General features: G+C 68.8%; 21 protein-coding genes and 2 tRNA genes. 17 read left to right on the top strand and 6 right to left on the bottom strand.

From position 1 onward, the window contains the following. Positions 1-7: 7 nt before the first annotated feature. Complete coding sequence (locus tag AC5P1C_RS05085; RefSeq protein ID WP_493864426.1) at positions 8-715, bottom strand: sensor domain-containing protein; 708 nt, start codon at positions 713-715, stop codon at positions 8-10. A gap of 225 nt (positions 716-940) precedes the next feature. Then, positions 941-1056: transfer RNA gene (locus AC5P1C_RS05080), tRNA-Ser, on the bottom strand. Positions 1057-1169: 113 nt separating this feature from the next. On the opposite strand from AC5P1C_RS05080, the gene AC5P1C_RS05075 reads away from it, so the two are divergent. Further along, positions 1170-1616: a GntR family transcriptional regulator gene (locus tag AC5P1C_RS05075; RefSeq protein WP_493864531.1), complete on the top strand. Its 447-nt coding sequence runs from the start codon at positions 1170-1172 to the stop codon at positions 1614-1616. 11 nt (positions 1617-1627) lie between these two features. Continuing rightward, positions 1628-2197, top strand: coding sequence for an HD domain-containing protein (locus AC5P1C_RS05070; RefSeq protein WP_493864425.1), 570 nt, complete (start codon positions 1628-1630; stop codon positions 2195-2197). On the opposite strand, the gene AC5P1C_RS05065 is transcribed toward AC5P1C_RS05070, so the two are convergent. Further along, positions 2185-2658: an NUDIX hydrolase gene (locus AC5P1C_RS05065; protein ID WP_493864424.1), complete on the bottom strand. Its 474-nt coding sequence runs from the start codon at positions 2656-2658 to the stop codon at positions 2185-2187. The genes AC5P1C_RS05070 and AC5P1C_RS05065 overlap by 13 nt on opposite strands. Further along, entirely contained in the window at positions 2655-3425 is a 771-nt protein-coding gene (locus AC5P1C_RS05060; protein ID WP_493864423.1) for an XRE family transcriptional regulator, read from the bottom strand. The genes AC5P1C_RS05065 and AC5P1C_RS05060 overlap by 4 nt, the downstream gene beginning before the upstream one ends. A gap of 629 nt (positions 3426-4054) precedes the next feature. Between AC5P1C_RS05060 and AC5P1C_RS05055 the strand changes: the two genes are divergently transcribed. The 15 genes from AC5P1C_RS05055 (at position 4055) to AC5P1C_RS04985 (ending at position 16479) form a co-directional block, all read left to right on the top strand. Next, the gene (locus AC5P1C_RS05055; protein ID WP_493864422.1) at positions 4055-4471 is read left to right on the top strand and encodes an NUDIX domain-containing protein; all 417 of its coding nucleotides are present in this window, start codon (positions 4055-4057) and stop codon (positions 4469-4471) included. A 160-nt stretch (positions 4472-4631) separates the two neighbouring features. Beyond that, positions 4632-4925: a hypothetical protein gene (locus AC5P1C_RS05050; protein ID WP_493864421.1), complete on the top strand. Its 294-nt coding sequence runs from the start codon at positions 4632-4634 to the stop codon at positions 4923-4925. Next, the gene (locus AC5P1C_RS05045) at positions 4922-5452 is read left to right on the top strand and encodes a hypothetical protein (protein WP_493864420.1); all 531 of its coding nucleotides are present in this window, start codon (positions 4922-4924) and stop codon (positions 5450-5452) included. The genes AC5P1C_RS05050 and AC5P1C_RS05045 overlap by 4 nt, the downstream gene beginning before the upstream one ends. Further along, positions 5449-6432 carry a DUF2637 domain-containing protein gene (locus tag AC5P1C_RS05040; RefSeq protein WP_493864530.1) on the top strand — a complete coding sequence of 328 codons (984 nt, stop codon included), beginning with the start codon at positions 5449-5451 and terminating at the stop codon, positions 6430-6432. The genes AC5P1C_RS05045 and AC5P1C_RS05040 overlap by 4 nt, the downstream gene beginning before the upstream one ends. Further along, the gene (locus AC5P1C_RS05035; RefSeq protein ID WP_493864419.1) at positions 6432-6815 is read left to right on the top strand and encodes an RRQRL motif-containing zinc-binding protein; all 384 of its coding nucleotides are present in this window, start codon (positions 6432-6434) and stop codon (positions 6813-6815) included. Before AC5P1C_RS05040 ends, AC5P1C_RS05035 begins: the two co-directional genes overlap by 1 nt. 147 nt (positions 6816-6962) lie before the next feature. After that, positions 6963-9197, top strand: coding sequence for a cell division protein FtsK (locus AC5P1C_RS05030; RefSeq protein ID WP_493864418.1), 2235 nt, complete (start codon positions 6963-6965; stop codon positions 9195-9197). Between the two features lie 247 nt (positions 9198-9444). Then, positions 9445-9633, top strand: coding sequence for a hypothetical protein (locus AC5P1C_RS05025; RefSeq protein ID WP_493864417.1), 189 nt, complete (start codon positions 9445-9447; stop codon positions 9631-9633). A gap of 3 nt (positions 9634-9636) precedes the next feature. Then, positions 9637-9825, top strand: coding sequence for a hypothetical protein (locus AC5P1C_RS05020; RefSeq protein WP_493864416.1), 189 nt, complete (start codon positions 9637-9639; stop codon positions 9823-9825). Positions 9826-9842: 17 nt separating this feature from the next. After that, positions 9843-10451 (top strand): hypothetical protein, encoded by a 609-nt coding sequence (locus tag AC5P1C_RS05015; RefSeq protein ID WP_493864415.1) that lies wholly within the window; start codon positions 9843-9845, stop codon positions 10449-10451. A 3-nt stretch (positions 10452-10454) separates the two neighbouring features. Next, entirely contained in the window at positions 10455-10913 is a 459-nt protein-coding gene (locus AC5P1C_RS05010; protein ID WP_493864414.1) for a hypothetical protein, read from the top strand. Positions 10914-11000: 87 nt separating this feature from the next. Next, entirely contained in the window at positions 11001-12068 is a 1068-nt protein-coding gene (locus tag AC5P1C_RS05005; protein ID WP_493864413.1) for a DNA cytosine methyltransferase, read from the top strand. Next, positions 12065-12904: a bifunctional DNA primase/polymerase gene (locus tag AC5P1C_RS05000; protein WP_493864412.1), complete on the top strand. Its 840-nt coding sequence runs from the start codon at positions 12065-12067 to the stop codon at positions 12902-12904. Before AC5P1C_RS05005 ends, AC5P1C_RS05000 begins: the two co-directional genes overlap by 4 nt. 2 nt (positions 12905-12906) lie before the next feature. After that, positions 12907-14382: an AICE element replication initiation protein gene (locus tag AC5P1C_RS04995; RefSeq protein ID WP_493864411.1), complete on the top strand. Its 1476-nt coding sequence runs from the start codon at positions 12907-12909 to the stop codon at positions 14380-14382. Positions 14383-14819: 437 nt separating this feature from the next. Then, positions 14820-15008, top strand: coding sequence for a helix-turn-helix transcriptional regulator (locus AC5P1C_RS04990; protein WP_493864410.1), 189 nt, complete (start codon positions 14820-14822; stop codon positions 15006-15008). A 61-nt stretch (positions 15009-15069) separates the two neighbouring features. Beyond that, positions 15070-16479, top strand: coding sequence for a tyrosine-type recombinase/integrase (locus tag AC5P1C_RS04985; protein WP_493864409.1), 1410 nt, complete (start codon positions 15070-15072; stop codon positions 16477-16479). A 137-nt stretch (positions 16480-16616) separates the two neighbouring features. Here AC5P1C_RS04985 and AC5P1C_RS04980 read toward each other — a convergent pair. Both AC5P1C_RS04980 and AC5P1C_RS04975 read right to left on the bottom strand, forming a co-directional pair. Next, positions 16617-16701: transfer RNA gene (locus AC5P1C_RS04980), tRNA-Ser, on the bottom strand. A gap of 42 nt (positions 16702-16743) precedes the next feature. After that, positions 16744-18213 (bottom strand): S1C family serine protease, encoded by a 1470-nt coding sequence (locus AC5P1C_RS04975; RefSeq protein WP_493864408.1) that lies wholly within the window; start codon positions 18211-18213, stop codon positions 16744-16746. Positions 18214-18309: the final 96 nt, after the last annotated feature.

The following is an 18309-nucleotide window of genomic DNA, read 5'->3' as shown; positions in this document are numbered from 1 at the left end:
TCGGCGACTATCCGAGCAGCGAACGCACCGCGGCACGGTCGATGTTCGTCAGGGCGCGGACCAGCTTCGGCGTGAGGAAGACGATGGCGAGGCCGAGCAGGGACGCCCCCGCGATCTGCACCGGCGACTCCAGGTAGAACGCGTGGTGCTCGCCGCCGGAGGTGTAGTCGAACAACCGGTAGCCGGGCCAGTCGAGGTAGCGCGGGAACACCCAGGAGTACGCCGGAAGAAGCGCCACCACCCAGCCGGTGACCAGGAAGGTCACGCTGAGCACGAAGGACGCCACCCGGGACGGGAACATCACGACCTGGAAGAGCAGCGCCCGCCAGCCCGCACCGTCCGAGAGCCGTGCCCGCATGGCCGCCCACACACCCGCATCCCGCGACGTCTCCACGGCATCGGGACCGGCGACGTCAAGCCCCAGCAGCCCCCGCGCCCGCCCCCGCTCGACGGCCCCCAGCCCTCGCGCCCCGGCCAACGCGGCGGCGAGGACCGGCAGTCCGAGCACGGTGACGAACAGCCCCATGCCGAGCGCGAACATCGTGACGGCGAAGGTGAAGCCCAGGATGGCGACGGGCAACGACGTCACGGTGTAGCCGATCTCCCGGTAGGTGGAGGCGGCGAACGGCGCCCGCCAGAAGCCCGGGGACCCTGCGGAACGCACGGGTGAGGGAGCGGTGGGAGCGGCTGCGTAGGGCAGTGCACTGGTACTCATGACGGACCTCGAATCATCGCGGTGGGGACGTGCCGTGCTGACGTCCTCCACGTTCGCGAATCCGAACGCCCCGCGACATACGGCGACCCGCCCTCTCGGGGGTGTCACTGGCACCACCCCCGGCCGGACGGGGCGGTGCATGCGAACGGGCCGGTGCATGCGAAAAGGGTGCCTCTCCATGAGAGGCACCCTTCTGCCTTCGGCCGGCGCACACGCCGACCGTCACGCGGTGGGTGTGGGATTTGAACCCACGGTGACTCGCGCCACGACGGTTTTCAAGACCGCCATCTGTGCAGCAGGGAAGAGCGGGCTGACCTGCACAGGAGCGATTATCCAACCGCCCGCATGATCTGCCTGGCCCGCACATGGCCCGCAGGCGGGCAAAAAGCAGGCTCAACAGATGGACCGTGGCACGCTTGGCATCGAGCATTGGAGCATGGTGAGGGGAACCCAAGTGTCGGAGGCCAGCCCGCGCGGTACCTACCTGGTCATCTCGGAAGCACTGAGGAAGGGGGTCACGGACGGCGAGTTCGTCGACGGCCTGCCGTCTGAGGCTGACCTCATGCAGCTGCACGGAGTCTCTCGCAACACGATCCGGCGCGCTCTCAAGTCGCTCGAAGCCGAGGGCGTGCTTGAGTCCGCGCCCGGGATCGGTTGGCGTGTAGCGCAAGGCGGTGACCGACGGCCACTGGTGGACCGGATGACCGCAATAATCAAGGACGACGGTCTTGAGGTGGGCGCGCCCTTCCCGTCCGAAGCGAAGCTCTGCGAGAGGTTCGCCGCCTCTCGCACGGCGGTACGTCGTGGCCTTGCCTTGATGGAAGGGAACGGCTTGCTCGCCACCGTTCACGGCAAGGGGCGGACCGTGCGCGCTCTCCCGTCCTCGGCGAGGCGGTCGTAATCTTGGCAGCCATGGGACTGACTGAGTGGGCGTACCCGCTATCCGAATCGTTGCTGTCCGAGCCCCTGCCGCGCAGGTGGGAACACTCCCTTGGAGTGGCCAAGCGTGCTCGTTCGCTGGCCCCGATTCTCGGTGACGACGCGGAGCTGCTGGAAGCAGCCGCAGTGCTGCATGACATCGGCTACTCGCCGGACGTTGCGGTCACTGGCTTCCACCCTCTGGACGGCGCGCGGTTTCTTCGCCAGCAGGAAGGCGTGGACGAACGGGTTGTCCGCCTCGTGGCTCACCACTCGTGCGCTCTCTTGGAAGCTGAGGAGCGGGGACTCCGGCAGGAGCTGGAAAGCGAGTTTGACCTAGAGCGGCCCGACCTCGTCGACGCGCTCCTCTTCTGCGACATGACCACCACCCCGGACGGCACGGAGACGACGGCAGCCGCCCGCCTTGACGAGATCGTGAATCGATACGGGCCCGACACCATCGTGGGCCGCTTCATTCAGCGGGCGGCACCGGAGATTCACGCAGCCGCGCGGCGCGTGGAAGGACGCCTCGTTGAGGCCCGTACCGACGGTCAGCCGATGTAGGGAGCCTGGTGTGAGTCGTCCAGGCCGTGCTGAATGCGTAGGCGCATTGACGGGTGGATGTCCAGGTCATCGAGGTCCGCCGGGTCTATCCAGCGGACCTCTTTCGACTCGCTGCTCGTACGCAGGGAGCCCCCGGTGGGGTGGGCCCGGAAGCAGATCGAGAACTGTTGGCGGACTTCACCGTCGTCGTACGCCATCACATGCCGCGGGTCTGTGTAGAGCCCCACGATGTTGTCGATTTCGACGGTGATCCCGGTCTCTTCCAGCACCTCCCGTACGACGGTGTCGCTGACGCTCTCGCCGATGTCGTGGCCACCGCCGGGGACCGCCCACAAGTCGTTGTCCGTCTTGTGGATGAGCAGGATTCGCCCCGCGTCATCCCGCACGACTGCGGTGACCGAGGGGACCACAGAGTTCGCCTTGGGGGCATTCGGGTCGCGGTAGTAGTCGATTCGGCTCATGCGGTCGTTCCTCCGAGATCCGTGGGGGACGAAATGGGGCGGGCGGTCTCCCAGACTCGTTCGATGCTCTCAGCGTAGGCGTCGAACAACTCGCCCCCTGGAACGCGTTGGATGTGAAGTACGGGAGCCATGTAGGCCCCGACGCCGTACAGGTGGCCGTTCGCGAGCATCTCGTCATCGGCGCGGTACAGCGAGTTGTAAAGCGTGGTGCGGTGAAGTCGGAACTCGACACCGGGGAGCCCGAAGAGGGGCCGGTAGTTGACCAGCGCATTCCGAATCTTGCTGGCCATAGCCGGGCCGATCCCCTCGTCTTCACCGCGAACGGCCACAGCGGGGCAGTCCGGGTCTCCGAGCATGAAGCGGATCGGTACGCCGGCCGATGACTTCTCTTTGACGATGCGGTGGAACGAGGCATCCTCTGTGAGCCAGAAGCCGGAGTACACGACAACGTCGAACCTCTCCCGGGTCTGCTCGTAGAGCTTGTTCCAGAGCTGCTTTGGCACGACGGATCGGTGCGGGTACAGCTTGACCAGCTCAGCGTTCCCGGCCTCCGTGACCTCCGCTGAGGTCTGCTCTTCCGGCCACAGGTAGGACACCTCGCATTGCAGGAGCGAGGCGGTCGCGTACTGGAAGCGCCTGTACGGCTTGCGCTTCGCGTGGTTGATCCAGCGTTCTACGGTCTTGGCCGACACCCCGAGCCTGGCCCCCACCTGGTCAAGTGTCATGCCGCTCTCGACTATCGCGCCGCGAAGCCTCTCGTTGGCCACGTCGAACTCCCACTGCGTTGGGACGACTTGGGACGACTTCACCGTACCTAAGTCGTGCACAGGTCGTACATGTGCGGGGTCGAACGTCTTCGCCCCCGGGGCGAGTCTGTAAGCACATCGAGCGCGAGGGGCTCGCGAAATCCAAAAAGCCGAAGGGCTTGACGCCGCGAACACCTCTCTGCATGATGAGGAACACGTACTACATGTACCTCAAGAACTTGTGAGGCGCATGGCAGAGGGCGGGGACGCTGCAAATCCCGCTAAAGGCCAGGTGGAACAGGGTTTCGGCCCGTACTGGCGAGGTGGCCCGGTGACCGCGAGCAACGGCCGGAGGGTGGGGACTTGGTCCCCCTTGCAGTGCGTATCCCCTGTTCAGCCGATTGAAGGAGTGGCAGTGAGTCGACGAATGCGATGGGCGCGGCCGTGGTTGATCGGCACGGCGGCGCCGCTCCATCCCAGGTCCGTGAGCGCGAGAGCGCCGCGGCCAACCGGTCACCTTCAACCGCTCGCGGCGGCTAGCGCCGCGCCGGGCGCTGACCGCACATCCGCCTCGATGGTCGTAAGGCCGGGTTCGACTCCCGGCCGGGGCGCTCCGACACACCTGCCAGCCACCGACACAGGGAGCAGCCATGGAGAACCCCGAGGTCATTCGCTACACCGCCGATGTCGTTGTCACCACGACTGACGGATACGTGCTCCTGATCGAGCGCGGCTGGGACCCCTTCAAGGGTCAGTGGGCCCTTCCGGGCGGGCACGTCGACTCCGGCGAGACGAGTCGCGCCGCCGCTGCCCGCGAGCTTGGCGAGGAGGCCGGGGTGTACGCGGCGCCGGCGGAGTTGGAGCAGGTCGGAACGTTCGACCAGCCCGACCGCGATCCTCGCGGCCGGTACGTCACCGTCGCCTACCAGCTGACGGTCCTGCCCGGAACGGCCGTTGAGGCGGGCGATGACGCGACGAACGCGCAGTGGTGGCCGCTGAGCGCTCTGCCGCCGCTCGCGTTCGACCACATCGACATCCTCCACGCGGCTGTTTCATCGGCCCCCTGAAGCCGCCACAGCTCATCTGCACTGCCGCCCCGATGGTCGCAAGGCCGGGTTCGACTCCCGGCCGGGGCACTCACTCTTCCGCCCGGGGCGGGCGTCGTCTCTCCACAAGCCGCGCCCGCCCTGGTGTCCCTCCCATCCCTCTGTGACCAGGAGTTTCGTCATGCGTTCGTACATCAGCGGCCACCAGGCCATGACCAGTACCGACTTCGTTGAACTCGCCCTTGGCACACCGGTTGAACTGTGGCTCGGGGTGGAGGGTGAGAGCGAGATGGAGCGCGCGGCCCGTCTGGACGCGGCCCGCGACATCCTCGCCGACAACCCCGGCATGACCGAGGACGCGATTCGGATCGCCGCCGCGGTGATCGAGGAGCACGCGCCGGAGCTGTTCAACGTCGTTCCGCTCGCCCGGCCCACCGCCCGTTCCCGTCGAGTTCGGAAGGGGGCGGCGGCATGATCCGCATCGTCACCCGCAAGCGCCTCGCGCTGCTCGAAGCCGACACACACGCCGCGTTTGAGCGCGCCCGCGAAGCGACCGAGGCCGCGAAAAAGGCATCCGGCCGGCACACCGTCGAGCTGTTCGACCTCACCGGCCGCACGGAGCGTGCGGAGAAGACCGCGGACGAGATCGGCGCACTCCTCTCTGGTGCCCTGGACGAACTGAGCACCGCTCAGGAAGACCTCTTGCTGAAGGACATCGGGCTGCGGCGCCTGCGCGAGGAACTCACCGAGGCACTCGCAGCGCCGCGGACGGTGTTCGTGCTGCTGCACTACGGCACCCCGGCCATGGTCTACCGCAGCCGTGAGGACGCCTACGCTGACACCGCCACTCATGGAGCCCCCGCCGACGCAACGTGGGGCCGGGCTCGGGTGTTCTGGGCGGATGCGGAATGGCTGCTCGCGACGTTCACGCACGATGCCACGTCGCGCGGTTTCCGCGGCTCGCTCACCCCCCTCGCGGAACCGGTCGGGGGTGCGGCGTGAACGCTGTTCATATCCGTTCAGCGGAAAGGGCACTGTCGGTCGGCACGTGGCTGATCGTGTGCGGGGCGATGCTCTACTCCATCCTCACGGTCACGCCGCTGATGGCCAAGCACACCGCCGACGCGTGGAAGTGGACGGCGCCGATCCTGCCGCTCGTGGTAGACGCTGCGGTGGTCATCGTGGTCAAGCTCGATGACGTGCTGGCCCGCCTCGGTGGGCACGGCGGACGCTGGCCGGTCGTGCTGCGCTGGATGACCGGGCTGATGACCCTGGCCCTCAACACCGCTGATTCCGCGCTGAAGAAAGACCTGGTCGGCATGTCCGTCCACGCCGTGGCGCCTCTCCTGCTCATCGTCACGGCCGAGACGGGCCTCGCCTACCGGCGGGCCATCGCACGGGCCGTCAGCAGCCTGGAAGCCACGCACAAGGCCGAGCGCGAGGAACGGGAGAAGGTGGCCCGTGAGCGTGCTGAGCGGGCCCGTACCGAGGCCCGCGAGGAGCGCGAGCACACCGAGCGCCTCGCGCGTGAACAGCGTGACCACGATGCCAGCTTGGCCCGCGAGCAAGCCGAGCGGGAAGAGCGCGTGCGCCGTGAGGAGCGCGAAGCTCGCGAGCGGGCGAAGGCTGCCGAGCGGGAGGCTCGTGAACGCCGTGAACGCGAGGATGAACAGCGTGAACGCGAGCGGCTGACGCGTGAACGCCAGGCCCGCGAGCGCGCCGAAGCGGAACAGCGCGAGCGCGCTCAGAGCGTGGAGCGTGAACGCCGTGAACGAGTGGAGTGGGCTGAGCGTGAACGCGCCGAACTCCTGAACCGGGGGCCGGCGCAGAGCAAGCTGGCGGAGGGTGAGGCGCGTCGGATCGTGGCCGCCGCGTACGCAGTCGACATGCCGGTGCGACAGACGGCGGAACTGTGTGGCTGGTCGATCGGGTGGGTCAACGCCCGGCTTCACGACCTTCGCGAAGAGCGCGTGGCCGCCTGATGTCGTCGCTGACTCCCGCTAAGTGCTACTGCCCTTCAGGCGGCAAGTTCGGCATACCGACTTACCCCTGGCGCTACGCCCCGAAGGGCCTCGCCACCCGCCGTCAGCTCCGGGCTCTCGGACTGCGGCCGGGAGGCCAGGAGGTGGCCGCTCAGGTGCTGCGTCCGCGCTACCGGCGCGGCCCGCTAGTCGCCTACCTCTACCGCGTCGACCGTGCCTTGCCGGTGCGTCCCATGACGCCGGGCAAGCGGGTCGCGCTCGCCAAGGCGATGTGCGCCCGCCGTACCTGCCCGGTCTGCCGCACGGACGCCGGATACGTCATCCCGAGCTCGCTCGGCATGTGCGTGCCCTGCGCCTACCCCGAAGAACAGCGCGCTGCCTGAGGCAGGGGACAGGTTGGGACAGGGGGCCAAACTGGCCCCCTTCCCCTGCTTGGACTGCCCTACCTTCATCGCGCGACGGGCCCGACCGCCTACCTCTCACAGCGTCGGCCGGGCCCGCCACCTTCCATCCCTGAAGGGGAGTCTTCAGTGAATCACCCCGACGAAAATCACGAGTTCTTCGAACGTCTCGAAGCCGACATGAACGCCGACCGCACCGGCGAGGTAGTCGACCTCGACAAGGCCCGCAGCGCCCGCGCCGGGTCGCCCGACCGGACGGGCATCGAGTCGGCCGACTCGACGGCCACCGAGTCGGCTGTGCGCACCGCCGACCCGTCGGCCGACGAGGACGACGAGGAGTCGGGCGACTCCACGCCGACGCGTCCGGCCGACCCGTCGACCCTGCCGGGCCCCGGGATCACCACCTACAAGCGCAAGCCGATCCTGCCGTCCTGGCTGAAGTCCAAGCCGGGTTTCATCTCGACCGCGCAGCGCGCCGCCGGCAACGCCTTCTACGCCACGGCGTTCCACGGCATCCGCACCCCTTGGTACGTGCTGCGGCTGTCCATGGACGCCCCGCAGGGTGCGGCGCGGCTGATCTCGCAGACCAACCGGTGGGTGTGGGATGCCGAAGCCGCTCCGCTGCGCACGTATGAGGTGGAGCACGAGAACACCGGCGAGTACCTGAAGCTGTCCCGCCAGCGCGATCGCCGCGTCCGGCTGCGCATGCTGGTCATGGCGATTGCCGGGCTCATCGGGGTGCCGCTGGCGATGGCCTGCTACGTGCTGGCGCCGGGCTGGCTGGTGCTGTTCGCGTCGGCCGCTGTGCTGGCCGCTGGGTTCAAGGGCGGCAAGGCCGATGAGCCCGTGATCGGGCGGGCGGTGCTGAAGACCGAGTTGGAGAAGCTGACCACCTCGATCGTGCTGCGCGCGCTGGACAACATCGGCAACCCGAAGCTGAACGCCGCCATCAAGAAGGGCGGCGACATGAACGGGATGCGGTTCACCTCCGAAATCACGCGGGACGGGCCTGGCTACCGTGCCGATCTCGACCTTCCGTGGGGTGTGACGCCGGAGGACATCATGGAGGCCCGCAAGTCGCTCGCTTCGGGCCTGCGGCGGAAGGTCGGCTGTGTGTGGCCCTCTTCCGACCCGGACGAGCACGAGGGGCGGCTCGTGCTGTGGGTCGGGGACAAGCCGATGAACGAGACGACCAAACCGGCCTGGCCGCTGCTGAAGTCGGGCAGCGTGGACCTGTTCAAGCCGGTTGTGTTCGGCAACGACCAGCGCATGGGCGACGTGTCCGTGACGCTGATGTTCGCGTCGGTCATCGTCGGGTCCATCCCGCGTATGGGCAAGACGTTCCTGATGCGGCTGTTCCTGCTCATCGCCGCTCTCGACCCGCGCGCGGAAGTCCACGCGTTCGACTTCAAGGGCACCGGCGACTTCGGCGCCCTGGAACCCGTCTGCCACCGCTACCGGGCGGGCGACGAGGACGAGGACATCGAGTACGTGCTGCACGCCCTGCGCGAGCTGCGCACCGAGCTGCGGCGGCGGGCGAAGGTCATCAAGTCGCTGCCGCGCTCGCGGTGCCCGGAGTCGAAGGTGACCCCGGAGCTGGCCAACGACAAGAGCCTTCGGCTGCATCCGATCGTGGCCGGGTTCGATGAGTGCCAGGTCCCTTTCGAGCACGAGAAGTTCGGCGCCGAGATCGAGGAGATCTGCACCGACCTGGGCAAGCGCGGACCGGCGCTGGGGATGACGATGCTGTTCGGCACGCAGCGCCCGGACGCGAAGTCGCTGCCCACCGGCATCTCCGCGAACGCGGTGCTGCGGTTCTGCCTGAAGGTCATGGCGCAGCCGGCCAACGACATGGTGCTGGGCACCTCGATGTACAAGGCCGGATACCGGGCCACGATGTTCTCCCGCACCGACCGCGGCATCTGCTGGATGGCCGGTGAAGGAGATGACCCGCGCATCGTCGCCTCCGCGTTCGTGGATGCGGTCGGCGCCGAACAGGTCGTGGCCCGTGCCCGCGCCATGCGTGAGGAGTACGGCAACGTCACCGGCCACGCCGTCGGCCAGCTCCCCGAGACCGAAGCGGCCACCTTCGATCTGCTGGCCGACGTGCTGAAGGTAGTGGCGGCCGACGAGGACAAGGTGTGGAACGAGAAGGTCGCCACCCGTCTTGCCGACCTGCGCCCCGACGTCTACAGCGGCTGGAAGGCCGAGACGGTCGCCAAGAACCTGCGCCCCCACGGTGTCAGCGCACAGGACGTCTGGGGCACCAGCGACAAGGGCAAGGGCACCACCCGGCGCGGCATCGCCCGCGCCGACATCCTCAACGCCATCACTGAACGTGACGGAAAGCCCGGCAAGGGCTGACGCGGACCGCTGCTAGGTCTAGCACCCCACCGGTGCTAGACCTAGCAGCCCCGCTAGCACCCCATTCCCTGTCTGATCAGGGAACTCGCATCTAGCACCTCACCTGCGGGAATCCCCTAAATCCGCCCTGGAGGGCACCCTCATGACCCCCTACCTCGTTGCTAGCGCCTGCCTACTCATAGTCACACTCTGTTACGTCGGCTTGTGTGCGGGCAGTCCGTTCGGTGACTGCCGCCGCTGCCACGGCATGGGCCACGCCATCAAGCGGACCCGGCGCGGCGCCCTCAAGCGCGGCAAGGACTGCCGCCGCTGCCACGGCTACGGCAAGCGCGTGCGCGTCGGCCGCCGCCTCTACAACCAGTGGCTGCGCATCTACCGCGAAGGCCAGACCGACACCCCCCAGACCGCCACGCCCCCGTTCGCCAAGAAGGGCTGACCCATGGCCGTCACCGTCTCGCTCATCCTGCTCTTCGGACTGGTCCTGTTCTTCTTGCTCCGCTCCAAGACCCTCGGCTACGGCAGCGCGTTCATCGCCGTGATGTTCGGGTTCTTCCTCGCCTCCACCGGCGCTTCGGGACCCATCAACGAACTGACCCGCGCCGTTATCAACGCCATCCCCGACCTGTGATCGGAGGCCTGACCGTCGTGAACGAACAGATCATCGCCCGGCACTGGCTGGCCATCATCGCCCCCAAGGCCGCGCCTGCGCTGGCCACCTCGACCGTGCTGATCCTGGCCCGCATCTGGAACGCCAACGGCGCCGAACACAGCACCGGCAACGCCGTGCTGATGACCGCGCTCTCGCTCGCCGCGGGCGCGGCCGGCGTCTTCGCCTCCACCGGCTACGCCGGGGACCGCGTCATCGCCGGAACCGCGTTCGCTACCTGCGGCGCGCTCGCCTTCACCGGCATCGCCGGATACTCCGACGGCCTGTCTCTGCCCCTGCTGCTGTGGGTGCTGGCCACCGTCGCCGCCTACGGGCTCGCGGCCCGCTACTGGCGCACCGACCGCCGCGACCGGATCGCGCACGAGCGGCACACCACCGAACGCCACGAGGAACACGCCCACATCGAACGCGTCGAAGCCCTCAAGGCCGGAGCCCAGATCGAGGTGGCCCGATCCGGCGCCGCCTATGCCGAACAGCTCGCCACCGCGCTGCTCACCCGCGCCGCCCTGCCTGGCTTCGACCCCACGGCCCTCACCGAGGCGGGCCTGCCTCAACTCGCCCCCACCACCGCACACAAGGAGCACTGAACGATGTTCGAGATCCGCGTCATCTGCGACCCGGCCGACACCACCCGCGTCAACGGCGCCCTGTCCGCGGCATTCACCGTCGGTCCGGTCCGCGAGTACCCCACCCGTGACAAGCAGCGCACGCGCCTGTACGTCACGGCCGACCACTGCACGAACACCGGCCCGTGGCCCACCGCTGAGGAGACGTACGCGCTCGCCCCGAGCATCATCAGCGAGATCACGTGGACCGCCGACCAGGCCGCGAGCAAACCGTCCGGCACCCGGCTGCCGCGTGACTTCTGGCTCCGCAAGGCCGCAGTCCTGGACCGCATCGCCCTCCAGGAGGCGCCCTACGCCAGCGGCGCGGCCGACGTGGCGACCGAAGCTGCAGAGCGGCTCATGGACCTGGACGACGCGGCCGTCATCTGCGACCCACGCCACTACGTCCGCCAGCAGTACACCCACTGGATCAAGCACCAGTAAGTACGCCCGGGGCGGGCGCCATCTCTTCCACAAGCCGCGCCCGCCCCGGGTTCTCCCATCCCTCCGAGAGAGCAGGAGACAACCAGCATGACTCAACTCACCGACTTTCGGCGAGCCCCCGGCTCGCCGCCCCGCATCGTCGGACTGTGCGCCGGCTACGGCGGCCTGGAAGCCGCCGTGCGCGCTCGCATCGGCGGCCACGTCGTCGCGATCGCGGAGAACGACCCATACGCCGCCGCCGTTCACAGCGCCCGTCATGCGGGCGTGCCCAACCTCGGGGACATCACCCGTGCCGACTGGCAGGAGGTCCGCGACCTGTACCGGCCGGATGTGGTCTGCGCCGGCTTCCCCTGCCGCAACACCTCGAACGCCGGACGAAGGGATGGGATCAATGGCCAGTGGTCGAAGGTCTGGAAAAACGTCGCTGAGGCTGTGGGCGTCCTTCGACCGCGCCTCGTCTTCCTGGAAAACGTGGCGGCGCTCCGCTCGCGGGGGCTGGACGTCGTCGCCGCGGACCTGGCCGCGCACGGGTATGACGCGCGCTGGACATGTCTACGAGCTGGTGACCCCGAAATCGGCGCCCCGCACGAACGCGACCGCTGGTTCTGCCTCGCCCATCCCGCTGATGCCGACCCCGACCACGGCGGACGGCACTGGCGGACCAGGTACGAGTCCGAAGCGCCGGGGTGGGATGAACCTACGCACCGCCGTGACCAAGCTGCCACCCCCACCCGCCGGCTGAGGCTGCTACCCACCCCAAAAGCCTCCGATGGTCCGCACGGCGGCCCCAATCAGCGCGACACCAAAGGTAACTACTACCTGCCCGGCCAAGCCGTTCGGCTCGATGAACGGTGGATCTCGACCGGCGGCACCGACTACGGACCGGCCATCCGTCGGTGGGAGCACGTCACCGGCCGTGCGGCACCCTGCCCGACCGAGCCCGGCATGCGCGGCAACCGCCGCCTGGCCCCCGCCTTCGCGGAGTGGCTCATGGGTCTCCCGGCCGGCTGGGTAACCGCCGTGCCGGACATCCCCCGCAAAGAACAGCTGCGGATCATCGGCAACGGCGTCGTACCCCAACAGGCCCACCACGCCTACCGGCTCCTGCTCGATCCCCCCACTGCCGCGCGCGTCGAACGGAGGGCTGCCGCATGAACGAGCATCTGCGTACCGCTCTGAGCCTCGCGACCTCCGGCGTGCCGGTCCTACCCCTGCGGGTGGGGAAAGTGCCGTTCGGCAACTGCCGGTCCTGCGCCAAGAACGTGTGCGGCGGCCGGCCGAACATGAAGACCCCCGGCCCCTGCTCCTGTCCGGCTCCCTGCCACGCGTGGGCCGCCGCCACCACCGACCCCGCCATCCTCAACTCGCCCGAGTGGGCCGGTGCCTGGCGTGACGCGGCGGCGGTCGCCTACCACCCCGGCGGTGCGGGCCTGACTGTCGTCGACCTCGACCACGCCGACGCGGTCGCCTGGGCCCGAAGCTCCCTGCCGGCCACCCGGACCGTGGCCACCACGCGCGGACAGCACTGGATCTACCGCAGCGCCATGCAGTCCGCGAACGCGGTGCGGGACGGCGTCGACATCAAGTCGACGATGTCCTACGCGCGGTGGCTCGGCCCCGGCAGCGGCCACCTCGGGGCCCTGCCGGATGCTGTCCGCGCACTGGCCGTGAGGGAGGCTCCCGCAGTCCGTCCCGTGCCTCTTGCCGTCGCCGGGCCCGCGCGGTCCGCTGGCGAGGTGTGCAGGCACCGCACGCCCGCGTTCCTGGAGCGCGGCATCGCCATGGCGGAACAGCGCATCACCGAGGCATCCAGCGGCATCCACGCGACCGTCTACCGCACGTTCCTTGCAGTGCTGTCCGCGCACGGCCGGTGTGGCTGCCTCACCGAGGACCACATGGCGCGGCTGTTCGCCGCCGCGCAGGCCAAGGGCGAGACGGCCCGACACTGCACCGACGCGTGGACGAACGCCCGTACGAGGTTGGGACTGTAGCCATGTCCGACGACGAAAAGACCCCGGCTCGCGAGGTCATCTCCGAGTACGCGCAGGCGCACTTCCGGTACTTCCGCACCGGCGACGGCACCGTGTACGCGCAGAAGAACGGCCACCCCGTGGCCCGCCCGATCCGCTCACAGGGCACCACGGGCAGCCACCGGCAGGAACTCATGGTCGGCCTGTTCAAGGACGGGTGCGGCGTGTTCAACGGGTCCGCGCTCAAAGAGGCGTTGGACCTCATCGAGGCACTCGCGCTGTACGAGGGTGTGCAGCCCGTGTACATCCGCGTGGCCCCCGGATTCGACGGGGCGACGTGGCTGGACCTGGGCCGCGATGACGGGCAGTCCGTCCGCATCCACCCCACCGGCTGGGACATCCTCACCCCCGACCCCCGTGAGGTGTGCTGGCGGCGCACCCAGCTCACCGGCGAACTCCCACTGCCGGTCAAGGACACCGAGGGCAAGGGCATCGACCTCCTGATGAGGCTGTGCAACTTCGCCACCGCAGAGACCGAGTGCCTGGCCATCGCCTGGCTCATCGGCTGCTTGGGCCCGTCTGTTCCCGTCCCTGCTCCGTTCCTCACCGGCCCACAGGGCGCGGGCAAGTCCACCGGTGGGCGGATGCTCGTACGGATCATCGAGGGCATGAGCGGCGACCTGCGGCGCGCGCCGAAGGATGAGGAGAACCTGATCGCGGCCGTGGCGGCCGGATGGGTCACCGCCTTGGACAACCTCTCCCACATGACCCCGGATCTGGCAGACGCCATGTGCTGCATCGTCACCGGGGCCGAGAACGTCAAGCGCGCCCTGTTCACCGACGGGGACGTCTTCCGCGTCGGCTACCGCCGGCCCCTGCTCATGACCGGCATCGATGTCGGCGTCATCCGCCCCGACCTCGCCGAACGCCTCCTGCCGCTCCGACTCGAACGCCCCCGCGTCCGACGCACGGAAGCGGAGCTGTGGGCGGAGTTCGAAGAGATCCTGCCCATGGTGCTCGGGTCCCTCCTCGACCTCACGGTCAAGGTCCGTAGCGCCGAAGCAGACATCCCGACCGACCTGCGGATGGCCGACTTCGCGCACCTGTGCGCGCAGCTCGACGCGGCCACCGGCCTCGGCGCGCTCAACGCCTATCGGGCAAGCCTGGACGACCTGAACGACGACGTCATCGAGGGCGACCTACTCGCGCAGACTGTCCTCAAGCACGCCGCTGGCCTGGACGCAGGGGCAGAACAGCGGATGGCCTCTGCCGAGTGGCTGCACTGCCTCACCCAGCTCTACACCGGCGAGGACTACCACCCCCTGCCCAAGGGGTGGCCCACCACGGGCAAGGTCCTCTCCGACCGGCTGAAGCGGCTTCAGCCGACCCTCGCCGCCCGCGGCGTCCTCATCGACTGGGGCCGCACCAAAACCGCCCGCTACATCGAGATGGCCCGACCCACCGGGCCGCCCCCGGAGCAGCAGGAAGCGGCGTTCTGATCTGCGGCGCCGCGTGGTGAACAAGCAAGAAGAGCACCCCGCCCCGGTGCTCTTCTTGCTGTTCGGCGCAGGGCGCCGCCCGAGGGTCGCGCCGCGAAGCGGCTCCTTCTCCACGTTCTGAGCCGCGCCCCACCTACAGAACCTCCCCTTCTCTTTTCCTAAGAGAGGAGTCCTGCGTCACCCGCGTCACCGGACACCGGGAAACGGCCGGTGACCAGCGGCGAAAGCGGTGACGCAGACGGCTACGGCTGCGTCATCCCGCGTCACCCGCGTCACCGGTGACGGAGGGATGACGCGCCAATGACACACCCCGAACCACTGCGTCACTCAAAACCGCAGGTCAGACCAACAAATGACGCAGATGACGCGGTGACGCAGAAATCCGCACCTCGGACAGACACGAGACCCCGATGCCCTCAGCCTCAAAGGAGTCGGCCGTGGTACGCCCCCAGATGCTCAAGCTTCCCGAAGTCCTCACCGAGATCGGCATGAGCCGCGCCGCCTTCTACCGCATGCGCGCCCGCGGCCAGGCCCCCCGCCTCCGCAAGCTCCCCAACGGTCAACTGCGCGTTCGACGTGCTGACCTTGACGACTGGTGGGAGCGCTGCGAAGAACGCGCCATTTGACGACACCCCTCCTGAGCCCGCCCCGCATCCCGGGGCGGGCTCTCTTCCGCCCTGGAGAAACATGCTCACGTTCGAAGTCGTCTTCTGGTCCATCCGCCGCCGCTCCGGACGCCCGCGGCCGTGGGAAGTGCGCTGGTTCGTCGGCCCCGAGTCGCATTCCAAGAGCTATTTGACGAAACCGCAGGCGGACGGACGCCGGTCCCAGCTCATGGCCGCCCTACAGGGCGGCCAGCGGTTCGACGTGGAAACCGGCCTGCCCGAGAAGGAGTGGGCCGCACTCTCCATGCCGACCTGGTTCGAGCACGCGAAGGCGTACGCCCTGATGAAGTGGCCAAGTGCCGCGGCGAAGCACCGGGCAAGCATCGCCGAATCCCTCGCCGTCGTCACCCCGGTGTTCGTGACCACGCAGAAGGGGCGGCCTGACCCCGGAGTTCTGCGGGAGGCGCTATACCAGTGGGCATTCCGCGCCGTGGAATCCGAGACCGGCGAGTACGTGGCGCGCTGCGATGCTGAGGACGTCCCGGCTGAGATCAGGAAGGCCCTCGACTGGATCGCCTCCCATTCCCTCAAAGTCGTTGACGCCGCGAAACCGGAACAGGTCCGTGCGGCATTCGCGGCTCTGTCCAAGCTCCTGAACGGGAAAAAGGCTGCGGAGAACACGGCCAACCGGAAACGGATGGTCCTGAGCAACGCGTTTCGGTACGCCGTAGAGGAGCGCGCGCTGTTGCCCCGTCACCCTTTCCTCGCGGTCGACTGGACCGCACCCACCACGTCGGATGAGGTCGACTTCCGGTACGTGCCCGGCCCCCGGCTCGCCCGCGATCTGCTCACCGCTGTAGCTAAGCAGGGCACCCGTGGTGAGCATTTGGAGGCGTTCTACGGCGCGATCTACTACCTGGCCACACGCCCCGCGGAAGCTGCGGCCCTGCGCGAGGAGGACTTCAACCTGCCGCAGGAAGACAGGCCCGACGCCTGGGGCGAGGTTCTCGTCTCGGAGAGCCACCCCGAAGTCGGAGCAGGCTGGACGGACAGCGGCAAGTCACACGACAAGCGCGGCCTGAAGCACCGCGCGAAGGACGCTGTGCGTTCCGTGCCGATCCCGCCGGTGTACGTCCGGATGGTGCGCTCGCACCTCGCGCGATACGGGGCCGCCCCGGACGGTCGGTTGTTCCGCGCGGCCGGCGGTGGACGAGTCCGGTCAACGGAGTACTGCGAAGTCTGGGGAGAGGCTCGCGAAGCCGTCCTCAACCCTAAAGAGGCCCAGTCGAAGTTGGCTGACGTCCCGTACAGCCTCCGCCATGCCGCCGTATCGCTGTGGATCAAACAGGGCGTCGACCCGGCAGAGGTGGCGTACCGAGCGGGCCACAGCATCGCCGTGCTCTACCGCTTCTACGCCAAGATCCTGAAGGGCTCTTCGGACCACGCCAACCGGCTTATTCAGGCGGGCTTGGATGCGTCGGACGGGGGCTGATCCTGGCCCGCGTATGGCCCGCACGTGCTGGTCAGAGGTGGTATACCCCCGATACGGGGTGAGACAGGCTGAACGCAGAAGGGGTGTCTCTCAGTGAGAGACACCCCTTCTGACCTGCAATCCGTCTGACCTGCAAGCGGTGGGTGTGGGATTTGAACCCACGGTGACTCTCGCCACGACGGTTTTCAAGACCGTTCCCTTAGGCCGCTCGGGCAACCCACCCCGCACCATCCATCAGGGCGGTGCGGGGACAAGAGTAGCGGGTCAGCTCTCGCCCTTGCGCTGGCCCAGGACCACGTCGACCGTGTGCTCCTTGCCGTCGCGCGTGTACGTGATCTCGACCGTGTCGCCCGGCTTGTGGGTCCAGATCTGGCCGATGAGGGTCGGGCCGCTGTCGATCACCGTGTCGTCCAGCTTCGTGATGACGTCGCCGGGCTTGAGGCCCGCCTTGTCCGCGGGGCCGTTCGGGGTGACCGCCTGTGAACCGCTCGCGCCCTCCTGGGAGATCGTGGCGCCGCCCGTGCTCTCCGCCAGGGAGACCGAGGCGCCGATCACGGGGTAGACGGCCTGGCCGTTCTTGATCAGCTGCTGGGCGACGTACTTGGCCTGGTTGACCGGGATCGCGAAGCCCAGGCCGATGGAGCCGGACTGGCCCCCTCCGCCGAGGCCGCCGCCGCTCTCCGCCGGCTTGATCGCGGAGTTGATGCCGATGACCGCGCCGCCCGCGTCGAGCAACGGGCCGCCGGAGTTGCCGGGGTTGATGGAGGCGTCGGTCTGCAGGGCGCTCATGTACGAGCTCTTGCTGCTGGCTCCGTCGCTGGAGGTCACCGGGCGGTCCTTGGCGCTGACGATGCCGGTGGTGACCGTGTTCGAGAGGCCGAAGGGGGCGCCGATGGCGATCGTCGAGTCGCCGACGGCCACCTTGTCGGAGTTGCCGAGGGGGAGCGGCTTCAGGTTCGACGGCGGGCTCTTGAGCTTGAGGACGGCGACGTCATAGCCCTCGGCGCGGCCGACCACCTCGGCGTCGTACTTCTTGCCGTCCGAGAAGGTCGCCGCGACCTTTCCGCCGTCGGCCGCGGAGGCCACCACGTGGTTGTTCGTGAGGATGTGGCCCTGCTTGTCGTAGACGAAGCCGGTGCCCGTGCCACCCTCTCCGTTGCCACCCTGGGCCTCGACGGTGACGACGCTGGGCAGCGCCTGCTTGGCGATGCCGGCCACCGTGCCGGGCTCGCGCTTGAGGTCGGCCGGGGTGTCCGACGCGGACACCGTGGTCGAGCCCGTGCTGTTGTCGTTCCTGTCGGCCGCCCAGAAGCCGATGCCGCCGCCGACACCGCCGGCGACCAGAGCCGCCACGAGCACCGCGGCGATCAGGCCACCGCGCCGCCCGGCGGGCTTCGGGCCCTCCGGGTGCTGCGCCGCGTACGACGCGCCCCATCCGGAGCCTCCTCCTTGGGCGTACGAAGGAACCGCGGGCGGCGGCGGAGGCGGCCAGGCCCCTGCTCCGGAGGCGTGCGGGGGCGCGCCCGCGGCGACTCCGGCGTGCGGGGGAGCCTGGTGTGCCGCAGAGTCGTGGGCGGACGCGGCGGCAGGGGGCGCCGCCGGGGCGTGCGCGGCGGGGTCGTGCGCGCCGGAAGCGGTCGGTGCGGGCTCGGCGGAAGCAGCGGGAGATTCCACCGGCACAGGAGGCGCTGACGGGGCCGGGGGTACCTCGTTGCCCTCGTTCTCGGTGCTCACAGCTCTTCTCCTCGGTCCACGCTGTCGTTCTCGGTCACGGCCTGGCTGTGCCCAACTGTGCATGTGTCTGCAGTCAGCTTTTCCCATGGGCTGTCA

It is taken from the genome of Streptomyces sp. A18, from assembly GCF_059026065.1.
This window is presented reverse-complemented; position numbering and strand designations above follow the sequence as displayed.